The sequence below is a fragment of the Microbacterium sp. 10L49 genome, from assembly GCF_056395125.1.
This window is the reverse complement of sequence record NZ_JBFTIW010000004.1, coordinates 213,644-235,139: the sequence shown is the minus strand read 5'-3', so window position 1 is coordinate 235,139 and position 21,496 is coordinate 213,644. Positions and strand designations below refer to the sequence as shown.

Below are 21,496 nucleotides of genomic sequence, written 5' to 3'. Positions count from 1 at the left end.
ACCACCAACGCACGCCCCTTGTCCGCCCAGGAGGCGAACGGGACGACCGGGATGATGATGCCCGGTTGCGTTGGTATGTGTTGCCGAATGTGTCGCTGAAGCCACAGCACTCCGTCTGACTCGCTCGTCGTGATCTTCGCGAGCTGAGTCTCCGAGCACCCATCCGCGTGCTCGATCTCTCCGGCTCGCCGGTCATTCGCAACACCCTCCGAGTCGTCGACCGACTCCCTCCTTTCAAGGACCCATCATCATGTCGAACACCGCCCTCCTCGAGCGTCCCGTCACCGTCTCCCCCGTCGCCGCGCCCCGTCTGCACGCCGTGCCGCGCACTCAGATCGATGCGCCGGCTCCTGCCGTCGACGCGCCGCCGGCCCGGTCGCCCCGCGGCTTCGCCCTCTACGTCGGCATCGACGAGCTCAAGGCCGCCACGAACGGCGTGAGCCTGCCGCTGCTCGTCGACGCCCTGCGCCGCACGCTCGCCGAGCTCGCCCCCGACGCCGAGACCCACGCCACCGTCGCCCTCGCCCCGCAGGGGACCGGCGGCCGCGACCTCGACGTCGTGCGCCTCGCCCTGCACGAGCCCGGCGCGATCGCCCGTTCCAAGGCCGAGGCCGAGGAGCGCGAGCCGGAGGACGGCGGCGGTGTCGTGGTCGACATCTCCCGCAAGCGCGTGCTGATCGACGGCGACTCCGCCGCGTTCACGTACAAGGAGTTCGAGCTGCTGCAGTACCTCGTGCTGCGCGAGGGTTCTACCATCGAGCGCAGCGAGCTCGTGGGCGCCCTGTGGCAGACCTCCGACGAGGAGGCCCCCGGCGAGCGCACGATCGATGTGCACGTGCGGCGCCTGCGCGCCAAGCTCGGCCGCTACGAGGACATCGTGCGCACCGTGCGCGGCGTCGGCTACCGCTTCGACCGCCACGCCGACGTCGTCATCCGCTACGGAGTCGGCACGCCCTCCCCCGACCGGTTCTGAGCGCTTCTCCGGTTCGCGCCGTGTGAATCGGATCCGTGTGAATCGGATCCGTGTGAATCGGATCCTGAATCCCGCTGTCGGCGGACGGATCTAGGGTGTTCCCATGACCCTCGCCGCGGATCCCGCGCCACGCGCGTGGCCGATGCGCGAGAGTGCGTATCGGCCGGGGCGACCGCTCGATCTGCACGCCACGGTCGGCATCCTGGGCCGCGGGCCGCGCGACCCCACGGTCGCGCACGACGGCGCGGTGCTCTGGCTCGCGCTGCGCACCGACGCCGGCATCGCGACGCTCGCGCTGCGCACGGGGTCGGGTGAGGTGCGGGCGAGCGCCTGGGGCCCCGGCGCCGATGCCGCCCTCGACCTCGTTCCCGCGCTCTGCGGCGCGCACGACGACCCCGACGGGTTCGACCCGTCCTCCCACCCACTGCTCGCGGCGACCGCACAGCGACACCCCGGCGTTCGCCTGACACGCACGGGTGCGGTCTTCGACGCCCTCGCCGGCGTCGTGCTCGAGCAGAAGGTCACCGGCCTGCAGGCGTACGGCGCCTGGCGCTCGCTCGTCACGCGCTTCGGCGACGCCGCTCCCGGCCCCGCCCCGCGCCCGATGTCCGTCGCCCCCGATGCCACCGTCTGGCGTCGCATCCCGTCGTGGGCGTGGCACCGCGCCGGCGTCGAGCCGCCGCAGTCCCGCACGATCGTCCGTGCGGCCGAGCGCGCCATCGCGATAGAGCGCGCGGTGCATGCGGCCGCAGACGGCGCCACGCGCGACAGGGCACTCACGAGCCTTCCGGGCGTCGGATTGTGGACGGCCGCAGAAACACGGATCCGCGCCCTCGGCGACCCCGACGCGGTGAGCGTCGGCGACTACCACCTCCCGCACGAGGTCGGCTTCGCCCTCACCGGCCACCGCACCGACGATGCGGGCATGCTCGAGCTCCTCGAACCCTGGGCGGGGCATCGCCAGCGCGTGGTGCGACTCATCCGGATGAGCGGCGCCCTGGAGCCCCGACGCGGCCCGCGCCTGGCCCCGGAGGACCACCGGAAGCGGTGAGCGCACGTCGCGCGACGGCTAGTGCCAGACGGCGAGCGGACCGTCCGGACCGTCGATCACGGTGACGGGCGTCTCGAACACCTCGGTGAGCACGTCGCCGCGCATGATCTCGGCGACCGGACCGAAGGCGACCACCGCGCCGTCCTTCATCACGCAGATCCGGTCGGCGTAGCGCGCGGCGAAGTTGATGTCGTGCAGCACCACGACGACGCTCTTGCCGAGCTCGCCCGAGATCCGCTGCAGATGCCGCATCATGCGCACCGCATGCTTCATGTCGAGGTTGTTGAGCGGCTCGTCCAGCAGCACCGTGCCGGTGTCCTGCGCGAGCACCATCGCGACGTACGCGCGCTGCCGCTGCCCGCCGGAGAGCTCGTCGAGGTAGCGCTTATCCAGCTCCCCCAGCTCGAGGAAGTCGATCGCACGGCTCACCACCTCCTCATCCGCGCGCGTGAGCCGACCGCGCGAATGCGGGAACCGCCCGAACCCGACCAACTGGCGCACGGTGAGCCGCGTGACGAAGTGGTTCTCCTGGCGCAGGATCGAGACCACCGTGGCCAAATCCTTCGACTTCGTGGTCCCGACATCGAAGCCGGAGATCCGGATGGATCCGTGGTCCATTCCGAGCAGTCGCCCGATCATGGTGAGCAGCGTCGACTTGCCGGCGCCGTTCGGGCCGATCAGCGCCGTCACACCCTCGGCGGGGATCTCCAGGTCGACCGGACCGATCGACACCTCGTCGCCCAGCCCCGCCCTGCCGCCGTACCGCTTGCGCACCCCCACGATGGAAACTCCGCCTCGCCCCACGCCCCCGCTCCGGCTCCCGGCCCCGGCCCCGCTCCCGGCCCTCTCCCCCTGACCGCGAGACTTCATCTGGGCGACGAGACTGCGCTCTCGGACCGCAGTCTCGTCGCGGAGTTGGAGTCTCGCGGATCTGTCGTTGGCGTTCATAGACGTCCCTTCCTGAGCAGGACGAGCAGGAAGACGGATCCGCCGACCAGCTCGATGATGATGGAGACGGCGCCCTGCGCCGCGAAGACGTGCTTCATCACGAAGTACGCGCCGCCCAGCACGGCGATCGCGGTGAGGATCGCGACCGGGAGCACGAGACGGTGGTCGTGCGTGTCCGCCAGCTGATACGCGAGCGTCGCGACGAGGAAGCCGAGGAACGTCATCGGCCCGACCAGCGCGGTCGAGGTGGCCATGAGCACGGCGACCAGCAGCAGCACCCGGAGCTGCTCACGCCGGTGATCGACGCCGAGCGCGTTCGCGGCGTCGGGCCCGAGCGCCAGCACGTTCAGGCGGCGCGCGCGCAGGAACAGGAGCGTTGATGCGGCCAGGCACAGCGGGATCGCGAGCGGCAGATAGGAGGCGTCGGCGTTCGCGACGCTGCCGAACAGGCGTGCAGCGAGCACGTCGAACTCGCTCGGGGTGAGCAGTCGCTGCATGAACGTGGACACGGCGCCGAGCCCTCCGCCGATCACGATCCCGATGAGCAGCATCACGTGCATGCTGCCGCGCCGTCCGGACAGCAGCCAGCCGTAGAGCGCCACGGCGAACCCCGTCATCAGCACGATCTGCAGCGCGAACTGCGGCACTCCTTGCAGCGCGGTGACGCCGGCGGCTCCGAGCAGGAACACCGCCGTGGTCTGGATCGCCGTGTAGAGCGACTCGAACCCCATGATCGACGGGGTCACGATCCGGTTGTTCGCCGCCGTCTGGAACGCCACGGTCGCGGTGGCGTGAGCGATGGCGACCACGAGGATCACCAGGACGCTCGTGACCCGCAGCTGCACGACACGCCAGAAGCCGTCGGTGCCGAACGGCACGGGGTTGCCGTGCACGAGCAGCCCGATCAGCGCTGCCGCCGCGAGCACGGTCAGTACGGCGATCACGAGGACGTATCGTCGCCGGGCACGGCCCGTCGGGAACGCGCCGGATGAGCGCTCGGTCGCCGGCATCGCGGGCACCTGCGCGTAGTTCAGCACCTCAGCCACGGGGACGCTGCCTCAGAATCAGCACGATGAACACCGCCGCCCCGACGAGGCCCAGCACGAGCGACACCGGCACCTCGAACGGCATGATGATGGTGCGTCCGATGAGGTCGCACACCGTGACCAGGCCCACGCCGAGCAGGCACACCCAGGGCAGGTTGCTCCGCAGGTCATCGCCGCGGATCATCGACACCAGGTTCGGCACGATCAGTCCCACGAAGGGCAGGTTGCCGACGACCACCGTCACCACGCCCGTGGTCGCGGCGATGAGCACGGTTCCGAGCAGGACGACCCTGCCGTGATTCAGGCCGGCGTTCGTGGCGATCTCCTCGCCGAGCCCCGCGATGGTGAACCGGTCGGCGACGATGAAGACGATCACCCCGACGACCGCGACGATCCAGAGCAGCTCGTACTGCCCGCGCAGCACCGAGGTGAAGCTCCCGGCGAACCACACCCCGAGGGTCTGCAGCGTGTTGGTCGCGAGGGCGAGGTAGGTCGAGACGGATCCGACCACCGCGCCCAGCATGATGCCGACGATCGGGACGATCAGCGAGGAGCGCAGCGACACCCGCCGCAGGAACGCGAAGAACACCAGGGTTCCGACGAAGGCGCACAGCACGGCACCGAGCATCCGCAACGGGATGCTCGGATGCGGTACGAGGATGGAGACGGCGAGCAGACCGAGTCCTGCCCACTCCGTCGTGCCGGTGGTGGTCGGTTCGACGAAGCGGTTCTGCGTCAGCATCTGCATGACCAGGCCCGCCATCGCCATCGCAGCCCCGGAGAGCACGAGCGCAGTCGTTCGCGGGATGCGCGTGATCGCGAACATCTCCGCCCCATCCGCGGATCCGGTCACGTCGTAGACACCGACGAACAGCGACAGCACGAGGAGGCCCGCGACGATGAGAACGCCGACGAGCAGAGCGGGATCGAAGAGCCGCGCCCTGCCCCGGGCAGCAGCGGAGGCGCTGCCCGGGGCGAGGCGGGTGAGCCGGGTGGTCATGGCCGGATGCGCTGGGGCGTCAGCTCTTCTTCGCGCTCTTCTCGAGGGCGTCCGCGAAGGAGTTGAGGAAGGTCGTGTACGTCTGGATGCCCTCGTTGAGGTAGGTGTCTGAGGGCATGTAGACGACATGCTTCTGCTGGATCGCGCTGACGGAGGCCAGCGCCTGGTTCTTCTCCAGAATGTCCGCGGCCTGCACGTAGGAGGGGTCGTCCTTCGCGAACACCGCATCGCGATCCATCACCAGGATCCAGGACGGGTTCGAGGCCGCGATGGCCTCGACCGAGATGTCATCGCCCGTGTGATTGTCGTCGGCGCCCTCAACGGTCAGCGCGGGCTTCAGTCCGAGGAGGTCGAACACCGGGCCGAGCGTGCGGCCGACGGTCGGCGCGAGGTAGCCGATCTTCCCACCGGAGGTGGTGACGGCCATCACGCCTGATCCGTCATAGGCCTTCTTGGCGCGGTCCACCGCCGCCTCGAAGTCGGAGACGAGCTTCTTCGCGTCCTTCTGCTTGCCGAAGACCTCGCCGAGCACGGTGACCTGGCGCTTCAGCTCGGCGTCGAAGGGCTGCCCGTCGCGCGGGTCGAGCTCGAGGATGGTCGCATCGGGAACGAGCGCGGCCAGCTTGTCGTGGTGCTGGGTGAAGCGCTGACCGTTCACGATGAGGTCGGGGGCCACGGCGACGACCGACTCGAGGTCGGGCTCCATGTGGGTGCCGAGATCGATGATGCTCTTATCCATGACGTACGACACGGTCCCCGGCATGAGCGACACCGCAGCCGCCTTAACCGGGATTCCCCAGTCGGCGAGCGTCTGGAACGTGCGGTTGTCGGTGGCGACGACCGAGGCCGGGGGCGTCGAGATCGTGTGCTCCCCGTTGTTGTCCTCGATGGTCACGGTGCTCGTGCGGGCGGTCGCGCTTTCCGTGGGGGTCGCGGCGGGGCCGGAGGCGCAGCCGGCGAGGGCGACGGCGGCGACGAGGCCGAGCGTGGTTGCGGTGAGGATCCTAGGCACGGACATGGAGATGCTCCTGTTCTGCGGGATGTGCTGTGTTGACCACCGGTCCACCGGGTTAGGGTTACCTAACTTCGACCGAGGCCGTACACAGGTTAGCCTTACCTTATGAACAACGCGAAATCCGGCTTCGCCCTGGGGCGACGCCCGCTCGAGCTGCGCTTCCGCACGCTGACCCTCTCCTCCCGCGAGTGGATCGCACCCGATTTCGTGCGCGTGCGGCTGACCGGATCCGATCTCGCCGGCTTCGATTCCCTGGGCGCCGACGACCACATGCGGCTGTTCTTCGCTGACGGTCCGACCGAATCGGTCGAAGAGCTGCGGGCGGCCCCGAGTCGTGAGTACACGCCGCTCGCATGGGGCGAGGACTGGCTCGACGTCGAGTTCGCGGTGCACGGCGACGAGGGCGTCGCGGCCCCCTGGGCGGCGAGCGCTCCCCTGGGCTCGACGGTGGGCGTCGGCGGTCCGCGTGGCTCGATGGTGCTGGATGGCGAGCCCGACGGCTGGCTCCTCGCCGGAGATGAGACCGCGATCCCGGCGATCCGCCGCTTCGCCGCGCAGATCCCCGCCGGCACCCCCGCCCGCATCGCGATCGAGGTGCGTGGCGCCGAGCATGAATTGGCTCTCGACGCACCCGTGCCGGTCGAGTGGATCCATCGCGGCGACGCTCCGGCCGGATCCGCCCTCGTCGCCTTCCTGGAGTCGCTCAGTGCGGACGATCGCCCGGGTGAGGCCCCGCTCGTCTTCGTCGCGGCGGAATCGTCGATCGTGAAGCCGGGCCGCGCCCTCCTCGCACGCTGGGGTGTCGACACGGCCCACGCCGTCGTGAAGGGCTACTGGAAGCGCGGCGAGGCCGAGTACCACGCACCGCACTGACGTCTTCAGGCCGCCAACAGGTCGAGAACGTCGGCCCCTGCCCCTGGCGGTCCACGGTCAGTAACGGGCCGCGGTTAGTCCTCGTCGAGCACGGCGGCAACGGCCTCGATCTCCACCAACTGGTCGTCGTACCCCAGCACCGTGACACCCATCAGCGTGCTCGGCGCGTTGTGAGCACCGAACGCCTCGCGCACCACTGCCCAAGCGGCTCCGAGGTCCGCCTGACGGGTCGAGGCGACGAGCACGCGGGTGCTGATCACGTCGGTCAATACCGCTCCCGCGGCGGCGAGCGCGGTCTCGAGGTTCTCGATGCACCTCGCGGCCTGGCCGACGTAGTCGCCGACCGACGCCGTGGATCCGTCGCGGTTCAGCGGGCAGGCGCCCGCGAGGAAGATCAGCCGCGCATCCTTCGGCGCTGTGGCCGCGTTGGCGTATTGCGCGACATCGGAGAGCTCCGCGGCGTGGATGAGGGTCACGGCTGTCATGCCCACAGTCTGTCGCACCGGTGGGCCGCACCCGGGTCCGGCAGACTGAACCCATGCCTCTTTTCGACCACATCGGCCTCACGGTCGAAGACCTCGACCGCGCCTACGCCCAGTGGAATCCGGTGCTCACCGCGCTCGGCTGCCTCTCCGACGGCAGCGAGCTGGAGGGCGGGATGGCATGGTCCCGCGACGACGAGACCGAGCTGATCCTCTACCGCGCCCCCGAGCCCGACGGCGAGCCGCACAGGTACGGACGGATCGGCTGGCAGCATCTCGCCTTCGCCGTGGACTCGCGTGCCGAGGTGGAGCGCCTGCACGCCATCGCCGTCGACGCCGGCTGGACGACGGTGCGGGATCCGAAGGTCTTCACGCGGTTCTCGGATCGCTACTACGCGTCATTCGTCGAGGACGACAACGGCATCCGGATCGAGTTCATGTACAACCCGCCGCGGGAATCCGTCGAGGGCTGAGGCCCGCCGTACTGACCGGTCCTCGAGCATTGTCCCCGGCATCCGCGATGCTGGGGGGCATGGCCACTCTCGATCATCTCGGCATCAGCGTCGACCACGTGCCCGGCGCCTCCGCGCAGTTCGATCCGGTGCTGAGCGCACTCGGCTACGTCCGCAGGCACGATGCTCCCGATCTCGCGTACTGGCGGCAGGACGGCCTGCCCGAGATCCTGCTCTACCCCGCGCGCGACAACGCGGATGGCCCGCACGAGCACGGGCGCGTCGGCTGGCAGCACCTCGCGTTCGCGGTCGATTCGCGCGCCGAAGTCGACCGCGTGCACGACATCGCGATCGACGCGGGCTGGACCGCCGTGCGCCCGCCGAAGGAGTACCCCCGTTTCAGCGATCGCTACTACGCGTCCTTCGTCGAGGACGACAACGGCATCAGGCTCGAGATCGTGCACAACCCGCCACGCGACGCCTCCGTGAGCTGATCCGCGACACACCATTGCCGATGTCGGAGGCCGGCCTCAGACTGAGTGCGGCGCCGATGCGGCGTCGTCGATCCGAGCACGGAGGACACCGATGACCAACCTCAATCCGTACATCTCGTTCCGCGGCGACGCCCGCGCCGCGATGGAGTTCTACCAGCAGGCCCTCGGTGGCGATCTGCAGGTGATGACCTTCGGCGACATGCCGGGCATGCTGCAGGATGAGGCCGAGCAGACGCTCGTCATGCACGCTCAGCTGACCACTCCCGGCGGCCTGGTGCTGATGGCCTCCGACACCCCCGGATACATGGAGTACAAGGCCCCGCAGGGTGTCTCCGTGTCACTGAGCGGCTCGGACGAGGCCGAGATCCACGCCGCGTGGGACAAACTCGCCGACGGCGCCACGGTCAGCCAGGCCTACGGTCCCGCGCCGTGGGGCGGGCAGTTCGGCATGCTCACCGATCGGTTCGGCGTCGACTGGATGTTCTCCGGCGGGGAGGGCAACGCCTGATCTGCACGCCTGGCTCCGCGGGGCGGAGCCAGGCCTGACCGCGCCGACCGCTCCTCGGGGCCGGCGTGATTCAGAGCTCGGGCTCGGCGGTCGCCCATTCGACGCCGTCGAGCGCGAGCTCCTTGGTCATGTCGCGCAGGAAGCGGATGACGACCTCGCGCTCCGCCTCCGTCAGGCGCGCCGCCGAGTGGAAGCGGCGCGCCTGCTGGCGTCCGACCGTCTCCATGGCCGCCTTCTTCGTCTCGGGTGTGATCGAGATCGCCAGCGCACGTCGATCCGAGGGGTGCGCTGACCGCACCACGTGGCCGCCGCTCTCCAGCCTGTCGAGCAGCTTGGTGGTCGACGCGGTCGAGATGCCCAAGTGCTGTGCGATCCCGCCGGGGGTCGCCACCGCGCCACGGTTCGCACACACGATCAGGTAGTGCAGCGCGCGCATGTCGGTCTCGTTCAGCTTCATGTACCGGCGGGACGCCTCGGCGAGGCGCTGCTCGGCGTCGCGCAACTCGCCGAGGGACGCCATCAGCTCTGCGATCTGCCGGATCGCGCTCTCGTCCATGCCGGCGCGATCGAGCAGCACGCCGTCCGGATCGCTCGCCTCGATGTCGTAGACGGCGCTCGCCTCGACGCCGTCACGCGCAGTCGCCTCGGCGCGCGTCCCGAGGCCCCGCTCATCCGCCTCGTCGCGCCGCTCCGCCATGCCGTCATGCTACACCGAGCCTTTTTCATGCCAGGATGATTACTTGCCAAGCTAGCTAACTCGAACTATCCTGCCGAGGACGGAAGGAACCCGATGACCGCCCCGCAGCACGTCGCACCACCGCACCGCCTCCGCCGCGCTCTGCGGATCCTCCTACCCGCCCTCATCATCGTCGCGTGGCTGGTCGCGGCATCGCTCGGCGGCCCCCTGTTCGGGAAGGTCGACGAGGTCTCCTCGAACGACCGCACGGCGTACCTCCCGTCCTCCTCCGACTCCGCGCGGGTGCAGGAGCTGCAGACGCGCTTCGCCGGATCCGATGAGATCCCCGCGATCGTCGTCGCCTCCTCCGACGACGCACTCACGGAGGCGCAGCGCACCGCCCTGTCCGATGCAGTCACGGCCACGACGGACATCGCGGGCGTAGGCGACGACGTCTCCCCCGCGCTGGTCTCGGATGACGGCAAGGCCGTGCAGGCGTTCATCCCGATCCGCTCCGACGCAGAGCTCGGCGATGTGGTCGCGGAGCTGCGGTCATCCCTCGACAAGGCCGCCCCGGAGGGGGTGCACGTCTACATCACCGGGCCTGCCGGGTTCAGCGCCGACCTCGTCGCCGGTTTCGCCGGCATCGACGGGATCCTGCTCGGTGTGGCCCTCGCCGCGGTCTTCGTGATTCTCGTGCTGGTCTACCGCTCGCTGCTGCTGCCCGTCGTCGTGCTCCTGACGAGCCTGTTCGCCCTCTGCACCGCGCTGCTGCTGGTGTGGTGGCTCGCGAAGTGGGGCGTGCTGCTGCTCAGCGGCCAGACCCAGGGGATCCTGTTCATCCTCGTGATCGGCGCCGCGACCGACTACGCGCTGCTGTTCGTGTCGCGTTTCCGCGAAGCCCTGCGCGTCGAGCAGGATCGCGCCACGGCGGTGCTCTCGGCCTGGAAGGGCTCCTTCGAGCCGATCCTGGCCTCGGGCGGCACGGTGATCGCCGGCCTGCTCTGCCTGCTGCTCAGCGATCTGAAGTCGAACAGCGCGCTGGGCCCCGTCGCGGCGATCGGGATCGCGTTCGCGATGCTGTCGGCGCTCACCCTGCTGCCCGCTCTCCTCATGGCGTTCGGGCGCGCGGCGTTCTGGCCGCGCCGGCCGGTGTACGCCCCCGAGGTGGTCGCGGCCGAGGGCGGCATGCCCACGACCGGCGTGTGGGCGCGCTTGGCCGAGCTGATCCGGCGCCGCTCGCGGGTGATCTGGATCGCGACGACCCTGGTGCTCGCGATCGGCACGCTCGGCGTGCTCCAGCTCGACGCCTCCGGCGTGCCGCAGTCCGACCTCGTGCTCGGCTCGTCGCAGGCTCGCGACGGCCAGAAGGTGCTGGGCGAGCACTTCCCAGGCGGATCCGGCAGCCCGGTCCAGGTGGTCGTCGCCAAGGACTCCCTGCAGAGGACGGCCGACGTGCTGCTCGCCGACAAGGGCATCGACGGCGTCACCGTCACCGCGAAGGATTCGCCGAGCGGCTCGGCACCCGTGACCCAGGACGGCGTCCAGCAGGTCGGACGGCCCGGCACTCCCGCCCCGGAGGCGACCGTGGTCGACGGCGACGTGATGCTGCAGGGCACGCTCACCTCCGCGGCGGATTCGACGGCCGCGGAGGACACGGTGCGGCGGATCCGCACCTCGCTCGAGGGCACCGGTGCGCTCGTCGGCGGCGTCACCGCGACGGCGACCGACACGGACGACGCCTCGCTGCACGACCGCACCCTGATCATCCCCGTGATCCTCGTCGTGATCATGCTCATCCTGATGATCCTGCTGCGCGCGGTCGTCGCGCCCGTGCTGCTGATCGTGACCACCGTGCTGTCGTTCGGCACCGCGATGGGCGTCTCGGCGCTCGTCTTCAACGGGATCCTTCACTTCCCGGGGGCGGATCCGGCCGTGCCGCTGTACGGCTTCGTCTTCCTCGTCGCCCTCGGGATCGACTACAACATCTTCCTCATGACCCGAGTGCGGGAGGAGAGCCGGATCCACGGCACGCGCGAGGGCGTGCGCCGCGGTCTTGCGATCACCGGCGGCGTCATCACCTCGGCAGGCCTCGTGCTCGCGACGACGTTCGCCGCGCTCGCGGTGATCCCGATCCTGTTCCTCGCGCAGCTGGCCTTCATCGTGGCGTTCGGCGTGCTCCTGGACACGTTCGTGGTGCGCTCGCTGCTCGTGCCGGCACTCGTGCACGACGTGGGTCGCGTCGTGTGGTGGCCCTCGAAGCTGTCGCGCAGGGAACGCTGAGCGTCATCCGCGCCCCGGGCGTCAACCGATCGCAGGTTCCGTGGCGGCGGCGTGGCCGGCGCGATCGGTGAATGCCTGCTTCGGGACGAAGAGCAGCAGGACCGCAGCGGCGAGCGCGGTCACGCCGCACACCACCCACACCGTGACGTAACCCGAGAAGGATCCGGCGGTGCCTTCGGCCGCGGCGGATCCGGCGACCGCGTGCATGAGCGCGATCCCGAACACGCACGAGGCGATCGCGCCGCCCACGGTCTTCACCGAGTTCGTGAGCCCGGTCGCGACCCCGGTCTGGGTGTGCGGCGCCGCCGAGGCCGCCGCAGCGGGCAGCGCGGCGACGAGCGCTCCGGATCCGATCCCGACGATCACCATGTTCGTGATGACTTGCCCGTAGGCCGCGTGGAACGGCAGGAACAGCAGGAACCCGATCCCCACGAGCACGGAGGCGCCGATGAGCGTGATCCGGGGCGTCGCGAACCGGGCGATCTGCGGGTAGCCGAGGGCGCCCGCGATCATCGCGACGAGGTAGACGCCGATGATCAGAGAGGTCGCGAAGCCGGTGGTGCCGAGGCCATAGCCGTAGACCGCCGGATCCGTGCGGGCGAAGGTCGACAGCGGCGCCTGCGCGCCGAGCACACTCACGCCGAACAGGCCGGCCGTGAGGAACACCGGGCCGAGCGCGGGGCTGCGGAACATCCGCACGTCGATGAGCGGATCCTGCTGGCGCAGCTCCCACAGGGCGAACGGCACGATGAGCAGCACGCCGATCACGATCACGATCCAGGACAGCGGGTCCGCGACGCCGCCGGGCAGGCGCAGCAGGCTGAGCCCGCCGGTGAGGCCGATGAGCGACAGCGAGATCAGCACGAGTCCTGTCGTGTCGAAGACGCCGCCGGTCTTCTCCGGCGACTCCTGCACGCCGAAGAGGATCACGAAGAAGCACGCCGCGATGAGCACCGCGGGCACGAGCAGTACGACCGTGAGCGGCAGATGGTCGACGAGCGCCCCACCGACGAGAGCGCCGATGATCGCGCCGCCCTCGAGGGCTGCGACCAGGATCCCGGCCGCCTTCGCGGTGATCGCTGAGCTGCCCTCGATGCGCCGGGCACGCGACCAGATGAGCGCGATCTCCAGCGGCAGCCACACCACGTAGAAGCCCATCAGCGCCCAGGCCACGAGGAAGACGCCGAAGGTGGCGGTGAACGGCAGCACGAACGCGGCGACCGCGGTGAGCGCCGTGGAGATGAGCAGCATGCGCTTGCGCCCGACCATGTCGCCGAGCTTCGCGAAGGCCGGCACCACCAGAGCCGAGAGCATGAGCTGCGCGCCCTCGAACCAGTTCACGTCGGCGTCGTGGATGCCCAGGTGCCGTGCGATGTCGCTCAGCATCGGCGTGTAGTAACCCTGCAGCACGCCGCTGGTGAACTCGACGAAGGCCAGGAATCCGACGACGGCCACCAGGGTGCCGAGTGTGGCGGTGCGCGTCATCGCTGCTCCTTCGTGCAGTCCCGCAGTCTCGGCGGAACGTGGTGCGGATACGCCGACCTGCTCGGCGCCCGCAGGCGGGTCAGCTCACTGTAACCGCTCGATGAGCGCGCGGTGGAACCGCTCCCCGCGCTCGAGCGCCGCGATCTCGACGCTCTCGTCCACACCGTGGATCGTGGTGCGCTGCGCGTTCGACATCTCCAGCGGCGCGAACCGGAACACCACGGGCGAGAACCGGTGGAAATGCCGGGAGTCGGTGGCCTGCATCGTCACGTACGGCACGGCGGGGATCCCCGGGTGCGACGCAGCGAGCGCCTCCGCAAGAAGAGCGAAGGGCGCCGTGTCCGTGGGCGACTCGGGCGACGGATCGCTGCCCTCCAGTACTTCGACGGTCACGAGCGGATCCGCGATGCGCCGGCGTACGCGTGCGGTCGCGCTCCGCACCGTCTCGCCGAGGGCGATCCGCAGGTTCACGGTGGCCGAGGCCTGCGACGGCAGCACGTTGGCTGCGGTGCCGCCGGATTGCATCGTGGGAGCGACGGTCGTGCGCACGAGGGCCGCCGCCTCGCCGCCGAGCGCGGCGAATACCCGCGCAGACACGGGCGGGAGCGCTCCGAGCGTGCGCAGCAGCAGGCGCGCGGGCCCGGAGGCGGAGCCTGCGAGCTGCGTCAGCATGTGCGAGATCGCCCGCGGCGTGCGCGGACGGAAGGTGCCGGGGCCCAACCGGTCGACCGCACGCGCGATGCGCCGCACGGCGGTGCGCGGCGGCGGGGCCGAGGCGTGGCCGCCCTCGCCGCGCGCGCTGAGCCTCACCGTCATCACGCCCTTCTCGCCGACACCGATCATCGCCGCGCTCCCCGGCACGAACGGCAGGGGCGCGTCCACCACCGCGCCGCCCTCGTCGAGCACGAGCCAGGGCACGATCCCACGGTCCTTCAGCACATCTGCGATCGCGATGGCGGCGGATCCGAACGTCTCCTCGTTGCCTCCGAAGGAGAGGTAGACGTCGCGGGCGGGCGTGAAGCCCTCCGCGAGCAGGTTCTCGACGGCTTCGAGGATCACGATGAGCGGCCCCTTGTCGTCCAGGGCGCCGCGGCCGTAGACGGATCCGTTCTCGATCACGCCCGCGAACGGCGGGTGCGTCCATGCGTCGGACTCGTCCACGGGGACGACGTCGTAGTGCGCCATGAGCACGAGCGGCCCGTCGGCCGCCGTGCGCTGCCCTGCCCAGTGGAACAGCAGCCCGAAGTCGGTGTGGCGTTCGAGAGTCAGCTCGGCGTGCACCCGGGGGTAGAGCTCGGCGATGAGCGCCACGAAGTCCTCGAACGGCGCGGATCCGCGCTCGTCGAGTTCGGCGGACACCGTGGGCAGCTGGATCATCCGCGACAGGCGTTCGGCGATCGGGGGCACGTCAGTCATCGTGGCCATGCTAGCCGCGCATGCGCATCCGTCGCGGCGGCGCAGACGGGCGCGCGAGGTCGGGTCAGAGCGCCTAATGGTACCCGCGTCGCACGGCGACCGCGGTCAGCACGATGCCCCAGGTCAGCTCGGACACCATCACCGCGATCTCGTACCAGAGCGGGGCCGCACCCGGGGAGAGCACCTGGGTCCAGTCCCCCAGGGCGTGCAGGAACGCGAGTGCCCAGATCGACCCGATCATGAGCCGGGCGCCGGCGAAGCAGACGCCGAAGGTAGCCGCACCGAGCACCTGCCACCACGTCTCCTCGACGCTCTTGCCGAAGAACAGCCCGTTGCCGAGGTGCCACAGGCCGAATACGAGCGACGTCGCGGCGACGCCGAGCCAGGGGTGCCGCCTCATCACCGCGCCCAGCGCGAGGCCGCGTGCCGCCGTCTCCTCGGAGATCCCCACGGCGAGCATTCCGGCGGCGACGCTGAGCAGCATTCCCGGCGAGCCCGCGATCCCGGGGATGCCCTGCCGTCCGATCCAGATGTAGGAGAGCTGGATCGCCAGCACCGGCGCGAGCCAGCCGAGGGCGTCGACCCGGCCGGAGCCCCACCCCGCGATCCGCCGCAGCGGAGTGCTTCCCCACCATCCGGCGCGGTGCACCAGGGCTGCGACGAGCCAGGCGACGGCGAGGCTGAGCCCGTTGGTGACCACGACCCCCAGCTGCGGGAACCAGCCCGGCTGCAGGGCAGGGATCGGGACGGAGCCGAAACCGTAGGTGGTGACCCACCAGGCGAGCATGACGAGGAGCGCGCCGGTCCACGTCCGCCACCCGGCGGGATCGATCGGCGTGCGCGCGGTCGTCACGCCAGGAAGGCTACCGGACCGGATCCGACCGCAGGCCCGCGACTTAGGCTGGGCGCATGAGCATCCCGCAGTCGTCCTCCGGATCCGCCCGCCCGCTCGCCGTCATCAGCGGCGGAGGCACGGGCATCGGTCTCGCCTCGGCCCTGCGCCTCGCGCGCGACGGCTTCGACCTCGCGCTCATCGGACGCCGCGCCGGCGTGCTGCAGGAGGCGACCGACCGCGTCCTCGCGCAGACGCCGGACGCCCGGGTGCAGACGATCACGGCCGACCTGCAGGATCCGGACGCCGTCGAGCGCGCCGCCGGCGAGATCGCCGGCGGCGTCGAGGTGCTGCTGAACAACGCCGGCGGCAACGTGCTGGACCGCGGTGAGGGCCTCGCCGGGATCGCCGCCAATTACGAGGCCAACATACGCCTGAACGTGCTCACCGCGGTGCTGCTTACCGAGGCGCTGCTGCCCCGCATCGCGCGGCCGGGCGGCCGGATCATCTCGATCAGCTCGATCGCGGCGCTTCGAGGAGCGAACGGCTACGGCGCGGCGAAGGCTGCGATCCATGGCTGGATGATGGGCCTCGCCGCCGACCTCGCCCCTGAGGGCGTGACGGTCAATGCCATCGCGCCCGGCTACGTGCCCGACACCGGGTTCTGGGACGGCCGGCGCACGCCGGACATCGTGGCGTCGCGGCTCGCGCAGGTGCCGATGAACCGTGCCGGCACGCCGGACGAGGTCGCCGGCGCCGTGTCCTACCTCGCCGGCCCCGAGGGCGGCTGGACCACCGGGCAGATCATCCAGGTGAACGGCGGCGCGCTCTTCGGGCGGGGCTGACGATCGGTCGCTGAGCCCCGGCGGAGCCCGGATCCGCTGAGCTCGAGTCCGCGCGTCGGGAACGCCGGTGCCCCGTCACCCGCGACGCGTGTAGCGGTGTTCCGGTCGTCCGGTGGCGCCGTAGCGGAGCCGCACCTCGACCTCCTCGCGGTCGGCGAGCGCGGCGAGGTGCCGTTGCGCCGTGGCCCGGGAGATCCCCACGCGCTCGCCGATCTCTGCGGCCGAGGCCTCGGCCTCGCCCAGCGCGGCGAGCACGACCTGCTCCGTCGCCGATCGCGAGGGCGTCGCAGCCTCTCCCGATCCGTACAGGATCGCGAGCGCACGGTCGAGGTCCTTCTGCTGCAAGGCTCGATCGCCCGCCATCAGGTTGCGGAAGCGGGCGTATCGATCCAGCGCCCCGGTGAGGGTGCGTCTCTCGAAGGGCTTGATCAGGTAGGACAGGGCGCCGGAGCGCAGTGCGCGCCGCACCGTCGCCGGGTCATCGGCGGCCGACACGAGGATCGCATCGATGCCCGCCTCCCGCACGAGGCCGATCCCGTCGCCGTCGGGCAGGTAGACGTCGGCGAGGAGCAGATCCGGAGACAGGTCCCGGATCGCGGCGCGGGCCTCGGCGAGCGTGCGCACGGGCTCCAGCGCGACGAACCCCGGGCGCTCGTCGACGATCGTCTGATGCAGCCGGCCGACCCGGAAGTCGTCGTCCAGCACGAGGGTGCGGATCGGATCCGTCATCTGCTCTCCTCCTTGTCGGGGCGGGTACTGGTTCGTTCGCCGTCGGTGTCCGCGCGGCCGGCCCCTCCCAGCGGTGCGACCGCCCTGTCGAGACGCGCGGCGAAGACTGCTCCGTGCTCGTCGCCGCCACGGTCGATGATCCACAGATCGCCGCCTCCGCGCCGGGCGATCTCGCGGGACAGAGGCAGGCCCAGCCCATGACCGTGCACGGCCCCGGCGTCATCGGAGTCGGCGCGGTCGTCCGGGCCGGGCTTGTCGGGGTCGGTGTCGCCCGGCGCACCCTCCTCGAGCGCCGCATCGAGGCCTGCCCCTGAATCCGCGACCGTGACGACCAGTGCCGCACCGTCGTCGAGCACGGTGACCTCGACCCAGCGCGGAGCGGCTCCGGCGACCGCCGCGGTCACGGCGTTGTCGACGAGGTTGCCCAGCACCGCGGCGACGTCCTCGGCCTCGACCACGGCGCCGAGCAGGTGCGTGTCCTCGGCGATCCGCAGGGTCACGCCGCGCTCGGACGCCTCGAGCGCCTTCGCGCCCAGGAACGAGCGCAGGAACGGGTCGGTCAGCCGCTCCCGCCCCTCCACCGGGAAGTCCACGGATCCCCGGACCATCAGCTCGGCGAGGAAGTCCCTGGCGTCCTGCACGCGCTCCGCATCGATGAGCCCGGCGGCGACGTGGATCCGGTTCGCGAACTCATGGCGCTGCACGCGGAGGGCGGCCGTCATCGTGCGCACGGTCTCCAGTCGCTCCGAGAGTGCGACCAGCTCGGTGCGATCGCGGATGACGGCCACCGTGCCGAGCGGTCGCCCGTCGCGCTCGACGGGCCGGGTGTCGAGGTAGAGCACCCGGTCGCCGTGCACCGCCTCCGAGAGTGCCCGTCCTCCGGAGACGGCCTCGCGCACCGCGCCCGGAAGGCCGGTCCGATCCAACGGCACGCCGACAAGGTCGTGCACCGACAGCAGCCGCTCGGCGGCGGCGTTGCAGACCCGCACCACCCCGTCCGGGTCGACCGCGAGCACGCCGTCGTCGACGCCGTTCAGCACGGCGGTCTGGTTCTGCACGAGCGCGACCAGTTCCTCCGGCTGCACGCCGAGGGTGAGCCGCTCCCAGCGGCGGCGCAGCACGAGCGCGGCGACGCCGGCCAGCAGCAGCGATCCCACGGCGGCGACGCCGATCACGGCGAGCAGCGGCGGCAGGTCGTCGAACACGCCCGCGCGAGCGAAGCCGACGCTGACCTCGCCGATCGGGGTTCCTCCGCCGTCCCGCACGGGCACCTTCGCCCGGGCCGAGTCGCCCAGGGTGCCGGTCTCCCATTCGATGACCTCGTGGCCGGCGAGCACGTCCTGGAACGGGGTGCTCACCTCCTGGCCGAGACGAGCCGGATCCGGATGCGCGAGCCGGATCCCGTGGTCGTCGGTGATCACGATGAACAGGGCGCCCGTGCGGGAGGCGGTCGCCGTCGCGGTGCGCTGCAGCACTCCGTCCCGCAGGTCGTCCGCCTGCGGCGTGCCGGGGTCGGCGGAGGCGCGGGCGACCTCGGCGCGGATCTCCGGATCCTCCGCCAGCGTGCGCGCGATACCGAGTGCCGAGGACTCGGCCTCGGCACGCAGCTGCTGCACGGCGAGCAGCAGATACACGCCGGTGCACAGCGCGACGACGAGCACCACCGTCGCGAACTGCAGCAGGAGGGTCCGCGTCGCGAACCGCATCCGGTTTCTGCGGGGCATCCGTCCTCCTTGAGCAATATGCGCAGAAGTCACGCTACGCGCACAACGCGGCGGAATGCGACTTTCCGGATCCGCAGCGCCTGCGTTCCCTAATCTCGGCGAGGTCCGTCGAAGACGACAGGCGGATGACGAAGGAGTCACCTCATGCCCACGGTTCTCACCGGTCTGCTCGCCGCAGCCGACGAAAAGCCCTCGTACGACATCGCCTTCGCGCCACCCGAATGGGTCCTGGTGATCCTCGGCTTCGTGATGGTGCTGGTGTTCATGACGCTGATCATGACCAAACGCCTCACCCCGATGGTGGCGCTGATCCTGGTCCCCACCGTGTTCGGCCTCTTCGCCGGTGCCGGACTGGGCCTCGGCGACATGATCCTCGACGCGATCGGCAAGATGGCGCCGACGGCGGCGCTGCTGATGTTCGCGATCATGTTCTTCGGCATCATGATCGACGTCGGCCTGTTCGACCCGCTGATCCGCCTGATCACGCGCGTGCTGGGCGACGACCCGGCGAAGGTGGTCATCGGCACGGCTCTGCTCGCCGGCGCCGTGTCGCTGGACGGCGACGGATCCACGACGTTCATCATCACCACCTCGGCGATGCTGCCGATCTACCTGCGCCTGGGCATGAGCCCCGTGGTGCTGACCTGCGTAGCGGGCCTGATGAACGGCACGCTCAACATCGTGCCGTGGGGTGGCCCCACCGTGCGCGCCGCGACCGCGCTCGGTGTGCAGCCGACGGACATCTTCGTGCCGATGCTGCCCTCACTGGGCATCGGGCTGATCGTCTCCCTCGGCTTCGCCTGGATGCTCGGCCTGCAGGAGCGTCGCCGCCTCGGTGCGCTCGACGAGAGCCGCCTGACCGGCACCGCCGAGGGCGGACTGCTCGCCGCGGTGCCCGCGATCTTCCGCGGCTCCGACGCCAAGCCTGGCGCGCGCGCCTCGCTGCGGACCGGCAACATCGTCACCGTCGCCGGCGGTCATGGCGCCGTCGCCGCGGCCGGGGTGGACCCGACCGACACCGCGATGGCCGACACCATGCTCGACCCGAACAGGGCGACGCTGCGCCCGCGGCTGATCTGGTTCAACCTCGCCCTCACGGTCGCCGTCATGGTGCTGCTCATCGCCGACCTGCTGCCGCTGCCCTACGTGTTCATGGTCGGCGCCGCCCTGGCGCTCGTGGTGAACTTCCGAAAGCTCAAGGATCAGGCGTCCGAGATCGTCGCGCACGCGCCCAGCATCGTCGGCGTGGTGTCGATGGTGATCGCGGCGGGTGTGCTCGTCGGCGTGCTCACCGGCACGGGCATGGTCGACGCGATGGCGTCGTGGATCACGAATGTGCTGCCCCCGGCGCTGGGTCCGTTCCTCGCGCCGATCACCGGGATCCTGTCGATCCCGTTCACGTTCTTCATGTCGAACGATGCGTTCTACTACGGGATCCTGCCGGTGCTGTCGCAGAGTGCCGCGCACTTCGGCATCGACCCCGTCGAGATGGCCCGCGCGTCGATCACCGGCCAGCCCGTGCACCTGCAGAGCCCGCTGGTTCCGGCGATCCTGCTGCTGGTCTCGCTCGCGAGCGTGAACCTCGGCGACCACCACCGCAAGGTGCTGTGGCGCGCGCTCGTGGTCTCGCTGGTGATGCTGGCGGTCGGCCTCCTGACCGGCGCGATCCCGTTCTTCGTCGCGCAGTGACCACCCGGGTGATCGTGGTCAGCGCTCGCTGACCACGATCGGCCCGTCGGCTCCCGCGATGAGGCGCAGGCGGGGCGTCTTCTCGCCGGCGGTGATCCTCGTCCGGATCCGGTTCGACCGCGGCGCCAGCGCACACGTCGTCATGTCGCTGTACGCGCACGGGAGGTTGCTGGATCGGGTGAAGTCGATCATCGCCGTCTCGCCGTCCAAGACCGGGTCCACCACGACGTCGCGGCCCCAGACGGTCGTCTCACGGCCCGAGGTCGCATCGGTGAACGGCAGGCGCCAGCCGTTGCCGGACACGCTTTCGAAGACGGCGAGTTCGTGCCCACGCCCGCCGATGGTGAACCGCAGCGTGCCCGGAGACTGCAGGAGATGCAGGAAGTCGCCGACGGCGGCGTCGACCTCGTATGCACGCGGATCCGCGTGGAACACGGCGGGGATCACCCACGCCTCGTTCGGGCGGAACGCGGGGGTGCCCTCGAAGCTCTCCAGGAACGGACTCGGCTCCAGCCGGCTCCGCAGCACCGCATGGCCGCCGAGCCGGGCGAACTCGGCCGTGCCCCCGGCGAACTCGAGGGTGCCGTTCTCACCGGGGTCGATGCGGGCTTCGCCCGTGAGGTCGACGCCCGAGTATCGGGCGCGCTCGTCAGGATCGAGGGAGAGGAGCACGGACCCGCGAATCGCGCGGAACGATCCCGGCACCCTCGGCACGCGCTGCGGGCGCGCGCTCAGCCAGTGCAGTCCTGTGTACGCGAGAGGTCCGTGCGGATCCCGCCTGCGCTCATCGAGATCGTCGTGCCAGTGCTGCCAATCCTGCGCGAAGACGTACGAGCCCAGGCTCTCGAATCCGAGGTCGTCGATCGGCGGATCGGGCGACAGCGAGGCGGAGGAGAGCCCTGCGAACGTATCGTCCGCGAGCTCTGAATACCATTCACCGGTCACCATGATCCCTCTCCGTCCGCGTCGCTGTGT

21 protein-coding genes are annotated in these 21,496 nt (G+C 70.6%); 9 read left to right on the top strand and 12 right to left on the bottom strand.

The features are described from left to right. Positions 1-250 precede the first annotated feature (250 nt). Together AC1DCT_RS14175 and AC1DCT_RS14170 are read left to right on the top strand one after the other, a co-directional pair. Positions 251-973, top strand: a complete 723-nt coding sequence (locus AC1DCT_RS14175; RefSeq protein ID WP_440734855.1) for a winged helix-turn-helix domain-containing protein — start codon at positions 251-253, stop codon at positions 971-973. A 103-nt stretch (positions 974-1,076) separates the two neighbouring features. Beyond that, a complete protein-coding gene (locus tag AC1DCT_RS14170; RefSeq protein WP_441975633.1) occupies positions 1,077-2,024 on the top strand; it encodes a DNA-3-methyladenine glycosylase family protein in 948 nt (315 codons plus the stop codon). 18 nt (positions 2,025-2,042) lie between these two features. Here the strand turns inward: AC1DCT_RS14170 and AC1DCT_RS14165 are convergent, their stop codons facing one another. The 4 genes from AC1DCT_RS14165 to AC1DCT_RS14150 all read right to left on the bottom strand — a co-directional run bounded on the left by AC1DCT_RS14165 (position 2,043) and on the right by AC1DCT_RS14150 (position 6,036). Next, entirely contained in the window at positions 2,043-2,798 is a 756-nt protein-coding gene (locus AC1DCT_RS14165) for an iron ABC transporter ATP-binding protein (protein ID WP_477429948.1), read from the bottom strand. 170 nt (positions 2,799-2,968) lie between these two features. Beyond that, positions 2,969-3,982, bottom strand: a complete 1,014-nt coding sequence (locus AC1DCT_RS14160; protein WP_477430500.1) for an iron chelate uptake ABC transporter family permease subunit — start codon at positions 3,980-3,982, stop codon at positions 2,969-2,971. A 28-nt stretch (positions 3,983-4,010) separates the two neighbouring features. Then, a complete protein-coding gene (locus tag AC1DCT_RS14155; protein ID WP_441975631.1) occupies positions 4,011-5,018 on the bottom strand; it encodes an ABC transporter permease in 1,008 nt (335 codons plus the stop codon). Positions 5,019-5,037: 19 nt separating this feature from the next. After that, the gene (locus AC1DCT_RS14150) at positions 5,038-6,036 is read right to left on the bottom strand and encodes a siderophore ABC transporter substrate-binding protein (RefSeq protein ID WP_477429946.1); all 999 of its coding nucleotides are present in this window, start codon (positions 6,034-6,036) and stop codon (positions 5,038-5,040) included. A gap of 102 nt (positions 6,037-6,138) precedes the next feature. Between AC1DCT_RS14150 and AC1DCT_RS14145 the strand changes: the two genes are divergently transcribed. After that, a complete protein-coding gene (locus AC1DCT_RS14145) occupies positions 6,139-6,906 on the top strand; it encodes a siderophore-interacting protein (RefSeq protein WP_477230417.1) in 768 nt (255 codons plus the stop codon). Between the two features lie 74 nt (positions 6,907-6,980). On the opposite strand, the gene AC1DCT_RS14140 is transcribed toward AC1DCT_RS14145, so the two are convergent. Beyond that, positions 6,981-7,391: a RidA family protein gene (locus AC1DCT_RS14140; protein WP_477429944.1), complete on the bottom strand. Its 411-nt coding sequence runs from the start codon at positions 7,389-7,391 to the stop codon at positions 6,981-6,983. A gap of 53 nt (positions 7,392-7,444) precedes the next feature. On the opposite strand from AC1DCT_RS14140, the gene AC1DCT_RS14135 reads away from it, so the two are divergent. From AC1DCT_RS14135 to AC1DCT_RS14125, 3 genes are all read left to right on the top strand, one after another. Next, the gene (locus tag AC1DCT_RS14135; protein WP_441975628.1) at positions 7,445-7,861 is read left to right on the top strand and encodes a VOC family protein; all 417 of its coding nucleotides are present in this window, start codon (positions 7,445-7,447) and stop codon (positions 7,859-7,861) included. 59 nt (positions 7,862-7,920) lie between these two features. Then, a complete protein-coding gene (locus AC1DCT_RS14130) occupies positions 7,921-8,334 on the top strand; it encodes a VOC family protein (RefSeq protein ID WP_440734847.1) in 414 nt (137 codons plus the stop codon). A gap of 91 nt (positions 8,335-8,425) precedes the next feature. Further along, the gene (locus AC1DCT_RS14125; RefSeq protein ID WP_440734846.1) at positions 8,426-8,842 is read left to right on the top strand and encodes a VOC family protein; all 417 of its coding nucleotides are present in this window, start codon (positions 8,426-8,428) and stop codon (positions 8,840-8,842) included. A 70-nt stretch (positions 8,843-8,912) separates the two neighbouring features. Here the strand turns inward: AC1DCT_RS14125 and AC1DCT_RS14120 are convergent, their stop codons facing one another. Further along, the gene (locus tag AC1DCT_RS14120; RefSeq protein WP_477230419.1) at positions 8,913-9,539 is read right to left on the bottom strand and encodes a MarR family winged helix-turn-helix transcriptional regulator; all 627 of its coding nucleotides are present in this window, start codon (positions 9,537-9,539) and stop codon (positions 8,913-8,915) included. A 93-nt stretch (positions 9,540-9,632) separates the two neighbouring features. Here AC1DCT_RS14120 and AC1DCT_RS14115 point away from each other — a divergent pair, with 93 nt between their 5' ends. Then, positions 9,633-11,801 (top strand): MMPL family transporter, encoded by a 2,169-nt coding sequence (locus AC1DCT_RS14115; protein WP_477429942.1) that lies wholly within the window; start codon positions 9,633-9,635, stop codon positions 11,799-11,801. A 21-nt stretch (positions 11,802-11,822) separates the two neighbouring features. On the opposite strand, the gene AC1DCT_RS14110 is transcribed toward AC1DCT_RS14115, so the two are convergent. The 3 genes from AC1DCT_RS14110 to AC1DCT_RS14100 form a co-directional block, all read right to left on the bottom strand. After that, positions 11,823-13,286, bottom strand: a complete 1,464-nt coding sequence (locus AC1DCT_RS14110) for an MFS transporter (protein ID WP_477429940.1) — start codon at positions 13,284-13,286, stop codon at positions 11,823-11,825. A gap of 84 nt (positions 13,287-13,370) precedes the next feature. After that, positions 13,371-14,702 carry a M20/M25/M40 family metallo-hydrolase gene (locus AC1DCT_RS14105; RefSeq protein ID WP_477429938.1) on the bottom strand — a complete coding sequence of 444 codons (1,332 nt, stop codon included), beginning with the start codon at positions 14,700-14,702 and terminating at the stop codon, positions 13,371-13,373. A 73-nt stretch (positions 14,703-14,775) separates the two neighbouring features. Then, on the bottom strand, positions 14,776-15,555 hold the full coding sequence (locus AC1DCT_RS14100) for a lysostaphin resistance A-like protein (RefSeq protein ID WP_477429936.1): 780 nt from the start codon (positions 15,553-15,555) through the stop codon (positions 14,776-14,778). Positions 15,556-15,611: 56 nt separating this feature from the next. Here AC1DCT_RS14100 and AC1DCT_RS14095 point away from each other — a divergent pair, with 56 nt between their 5' ends. After that, positions 15,612-16,379: an SDR family NAD(P)-dependent oxidoreductase gene (locus AC1DCT_RS14095; RefSeq protein WP_477429934.1), complete on the top strand. Its 768-nt coding sequence runs from the start codon at positions 15,612-15,614 to the stop codon at positions 16,377-16,379. Positions 16,380-16,454: 75 nt separating this feature from the next. On the opposite strand, the gene AC1DCT_RS14090 is transcribed toward AC1DCT_RS14095, so the two are convergent. Together AC1DCT_RS14090 and AC1DCT_RS14085 are read right to left on the bottom strand one after the other, a co-directional pair. After that, positions 16,455-17,108, bottom strand: coding sequence for a response regulator (locus AC1DCT_RS14090; RefSeq protein WP_440734839.1), 654 nt, complete (start codon positions 17,106-17,108; stop codon positions 16,455-16,457). Continuing rightward, the gene (locus tag AC1DCT_RS14085) at positions 17,105-18,832 is read right to left on the bottom strand and encodes a sensor histidine kinase (protein WP_477429932.1); all 1,728 of its coding nucleotides are present in this window, start codon (positions 18,830-18,832) and stop codon (positions 17,105-17,107) included. The genes AC1DCT_RS14090 and AC1DCT_RS14085 overlap by 4 nt, the downstream gene beginning before the upstream one ends. Positions 18,833-18,976: 144 nt before the next feature. Here AC1DCT_RS14085 and AC1DCT_RS14080 point away from each other — a divergent pair, with 144 nt between their 5' ends. After that, complete coding sequence (locus AC1DCT_RS14080; RefSeq protein ID WP_477429930.1) at positions 18,977-20,521, top strand: CitMHS family transporter; 1,545 nt, start codon at positions 18,977-18,979, stop codon at positions 20,519-20,521. An 18-nt stretch (positions 20,522-20,539) separates the two neighbouring features. Here the strand turns inward: AC1DCT_RS14080 and AC1DCT_RS14075 are convergent, their stop codons facing one another. Then, entirely contained in the window at positions 20,540-21,469 is a 930-nt protein-coding gene (locus tag AC1DCT_RS14075) for a DUF1684 domain-containing protein (protein WP_477429928.1), read from the bottom strand. Between the last annotated feature and the right edge of the window lie 27 nt (positions 21,470-21,496).

Excerpts from the sequence above, each read along its gene's own strand:
- AC1DCT_RS14175 (WP_440734855.1), top strand. The coding sequence starts at position 251 with ATGTCGAACACCGCCCTCCTCGAGCGTCCCGTCACCGTCTCCCCCGTC.
- AC1DCT_RS14170 (WP_441975633.1), top strand. The coding sequence starts at position 1,077 with ATGACCCTCGCCGCGGATCCCGCGCCACGCGCGTGGCCGATGCGCGAG.
- AC1DCT_RS14160 (WP_477430500.1), bottom strand. The coding sequence starts at position 3,982 with ATGCCGGCGACCGAGCGCTCATCCGGCGCGTTCCCGACGGGCCGTGCC.
- AC1DCT_RS14155 (WP_441975631.1), bottom strand. The coding sequence starts at position 5,018 with ATGACCACCCGGCTCACCCGCCTCGCCCCGGGCAGCGCCTCCGCTGCT.
- AC1DCT_RS14150 (WP_477429946.1), bottom strand. The coding sequence starts at position 6,036 with ATGTCCGTGCCTAGGATCCTCACCGCAACCACGCTCGGCCTCGTCGCC.
- AC1DCT_RS14145 (WP_477230417.1), top strand. The coding sequence starts at position 6,139 with ATGAACAACGCGAAATCCGGCTTCGCCCTGGGGCGACGCCCGCTCGAG.
- AC1DCT_RS14140 (WP_477429944.1), bottom strand. The coding sequence starts at position 7,391 with ATGACAGCCGTGACCCTCATCCACGCCGCGGAGCTCTCCGATGTCGCG.
- AC1DCT_RS14135 (WP_441975628.1), top strand. The coding sequence starts at position 7,445 with ATGCCTCTTTTCGACCACATCGGCCTCACGGTCGAAGACCTCGACCGC.
- AC1DCT_RS14130 (WP_440734847.1), top strand. The coding sequence starts at position 7,921 with ATGGCCACTCTCGATCATCTCGGCATCAGCGTCGACCACGTGCCCGGC.
- AC1DCT_RS14125 (WP_440734846.1), top strand. The coding sequence starts at position 8,426 with ATGACCAACCTCAATCCGTACATCTCGTTCCGCGGCGACGCCCGCGCC.
- AC1DCT_RS14120 (WP_477230419.1), bottom strand. The coding sequence starts at position 9,539 with ATGGCGGAGCGGCGCGACGAGGCGGATGAGCGGGGCCTCGGGACGCGC.
- AC1DCT_RS14115 (WP_477429942.1), top strand. The coding sequence starts at position 9,633 with ATGACCGCCCCGCAGCACGTCGCACCACCGCACCGCCTCCGCCGCGCT.
- AC1DCT_RS14110 (WP_477429940.1), bottom strand. The coding sequence starts at position 13,286 with ATGACGCGCACCGCCACACTCGGCACCCTGGTGGCCGTCGTCGGATTC.
- AC1DCT_RS14105 (WP_477429938.1), bottom strand. The coding sequence starts at position 14,702 with ATGACTGACGTGCCCCCGATCGCCGAACGCCTGTCGCGGATGATCCAG.
- AC1DCT_RS14095 (WP_477429934.1), top strand. The coding sequence starts at position 15,612 with ATGAGCATCCCGCAGTCGTCCTCCGGATCCGCCCGCCCGCTCGCCGTC.
- AC1DCT_RS14090 (WP_440734839.1), bottom strand. The coding sequence starts at position 17,108 with ATGACGGATCCGATCCGCACCCTCGTGCTGGACGACGACTTCCGGGTC.
- AC1DCT_RS14085 (WP_477429932.1), bottom strand. The coding sequence starts at position 18,832 with ATGCCCCGCAGAAACCGGATGCGGTTCGCGACGCGGACCCTCCTGCTG.
- AC1DCT_RS14080 (WP_477429930.1), top strand. The coding sequence starts at position 18,977 with ATGCCCACGGTTCTCACCGGTCTGCTCGCCGCAGCCGACGAAAAGCCC.
- AC1DCT_RS14075 (WP_477429928.1), bottom strand. The coding sequence starts at position 21,469 with ATGGTGACCGGTGAATGGTATTCAGAGCTCGCGGACGATACGTTCGCA.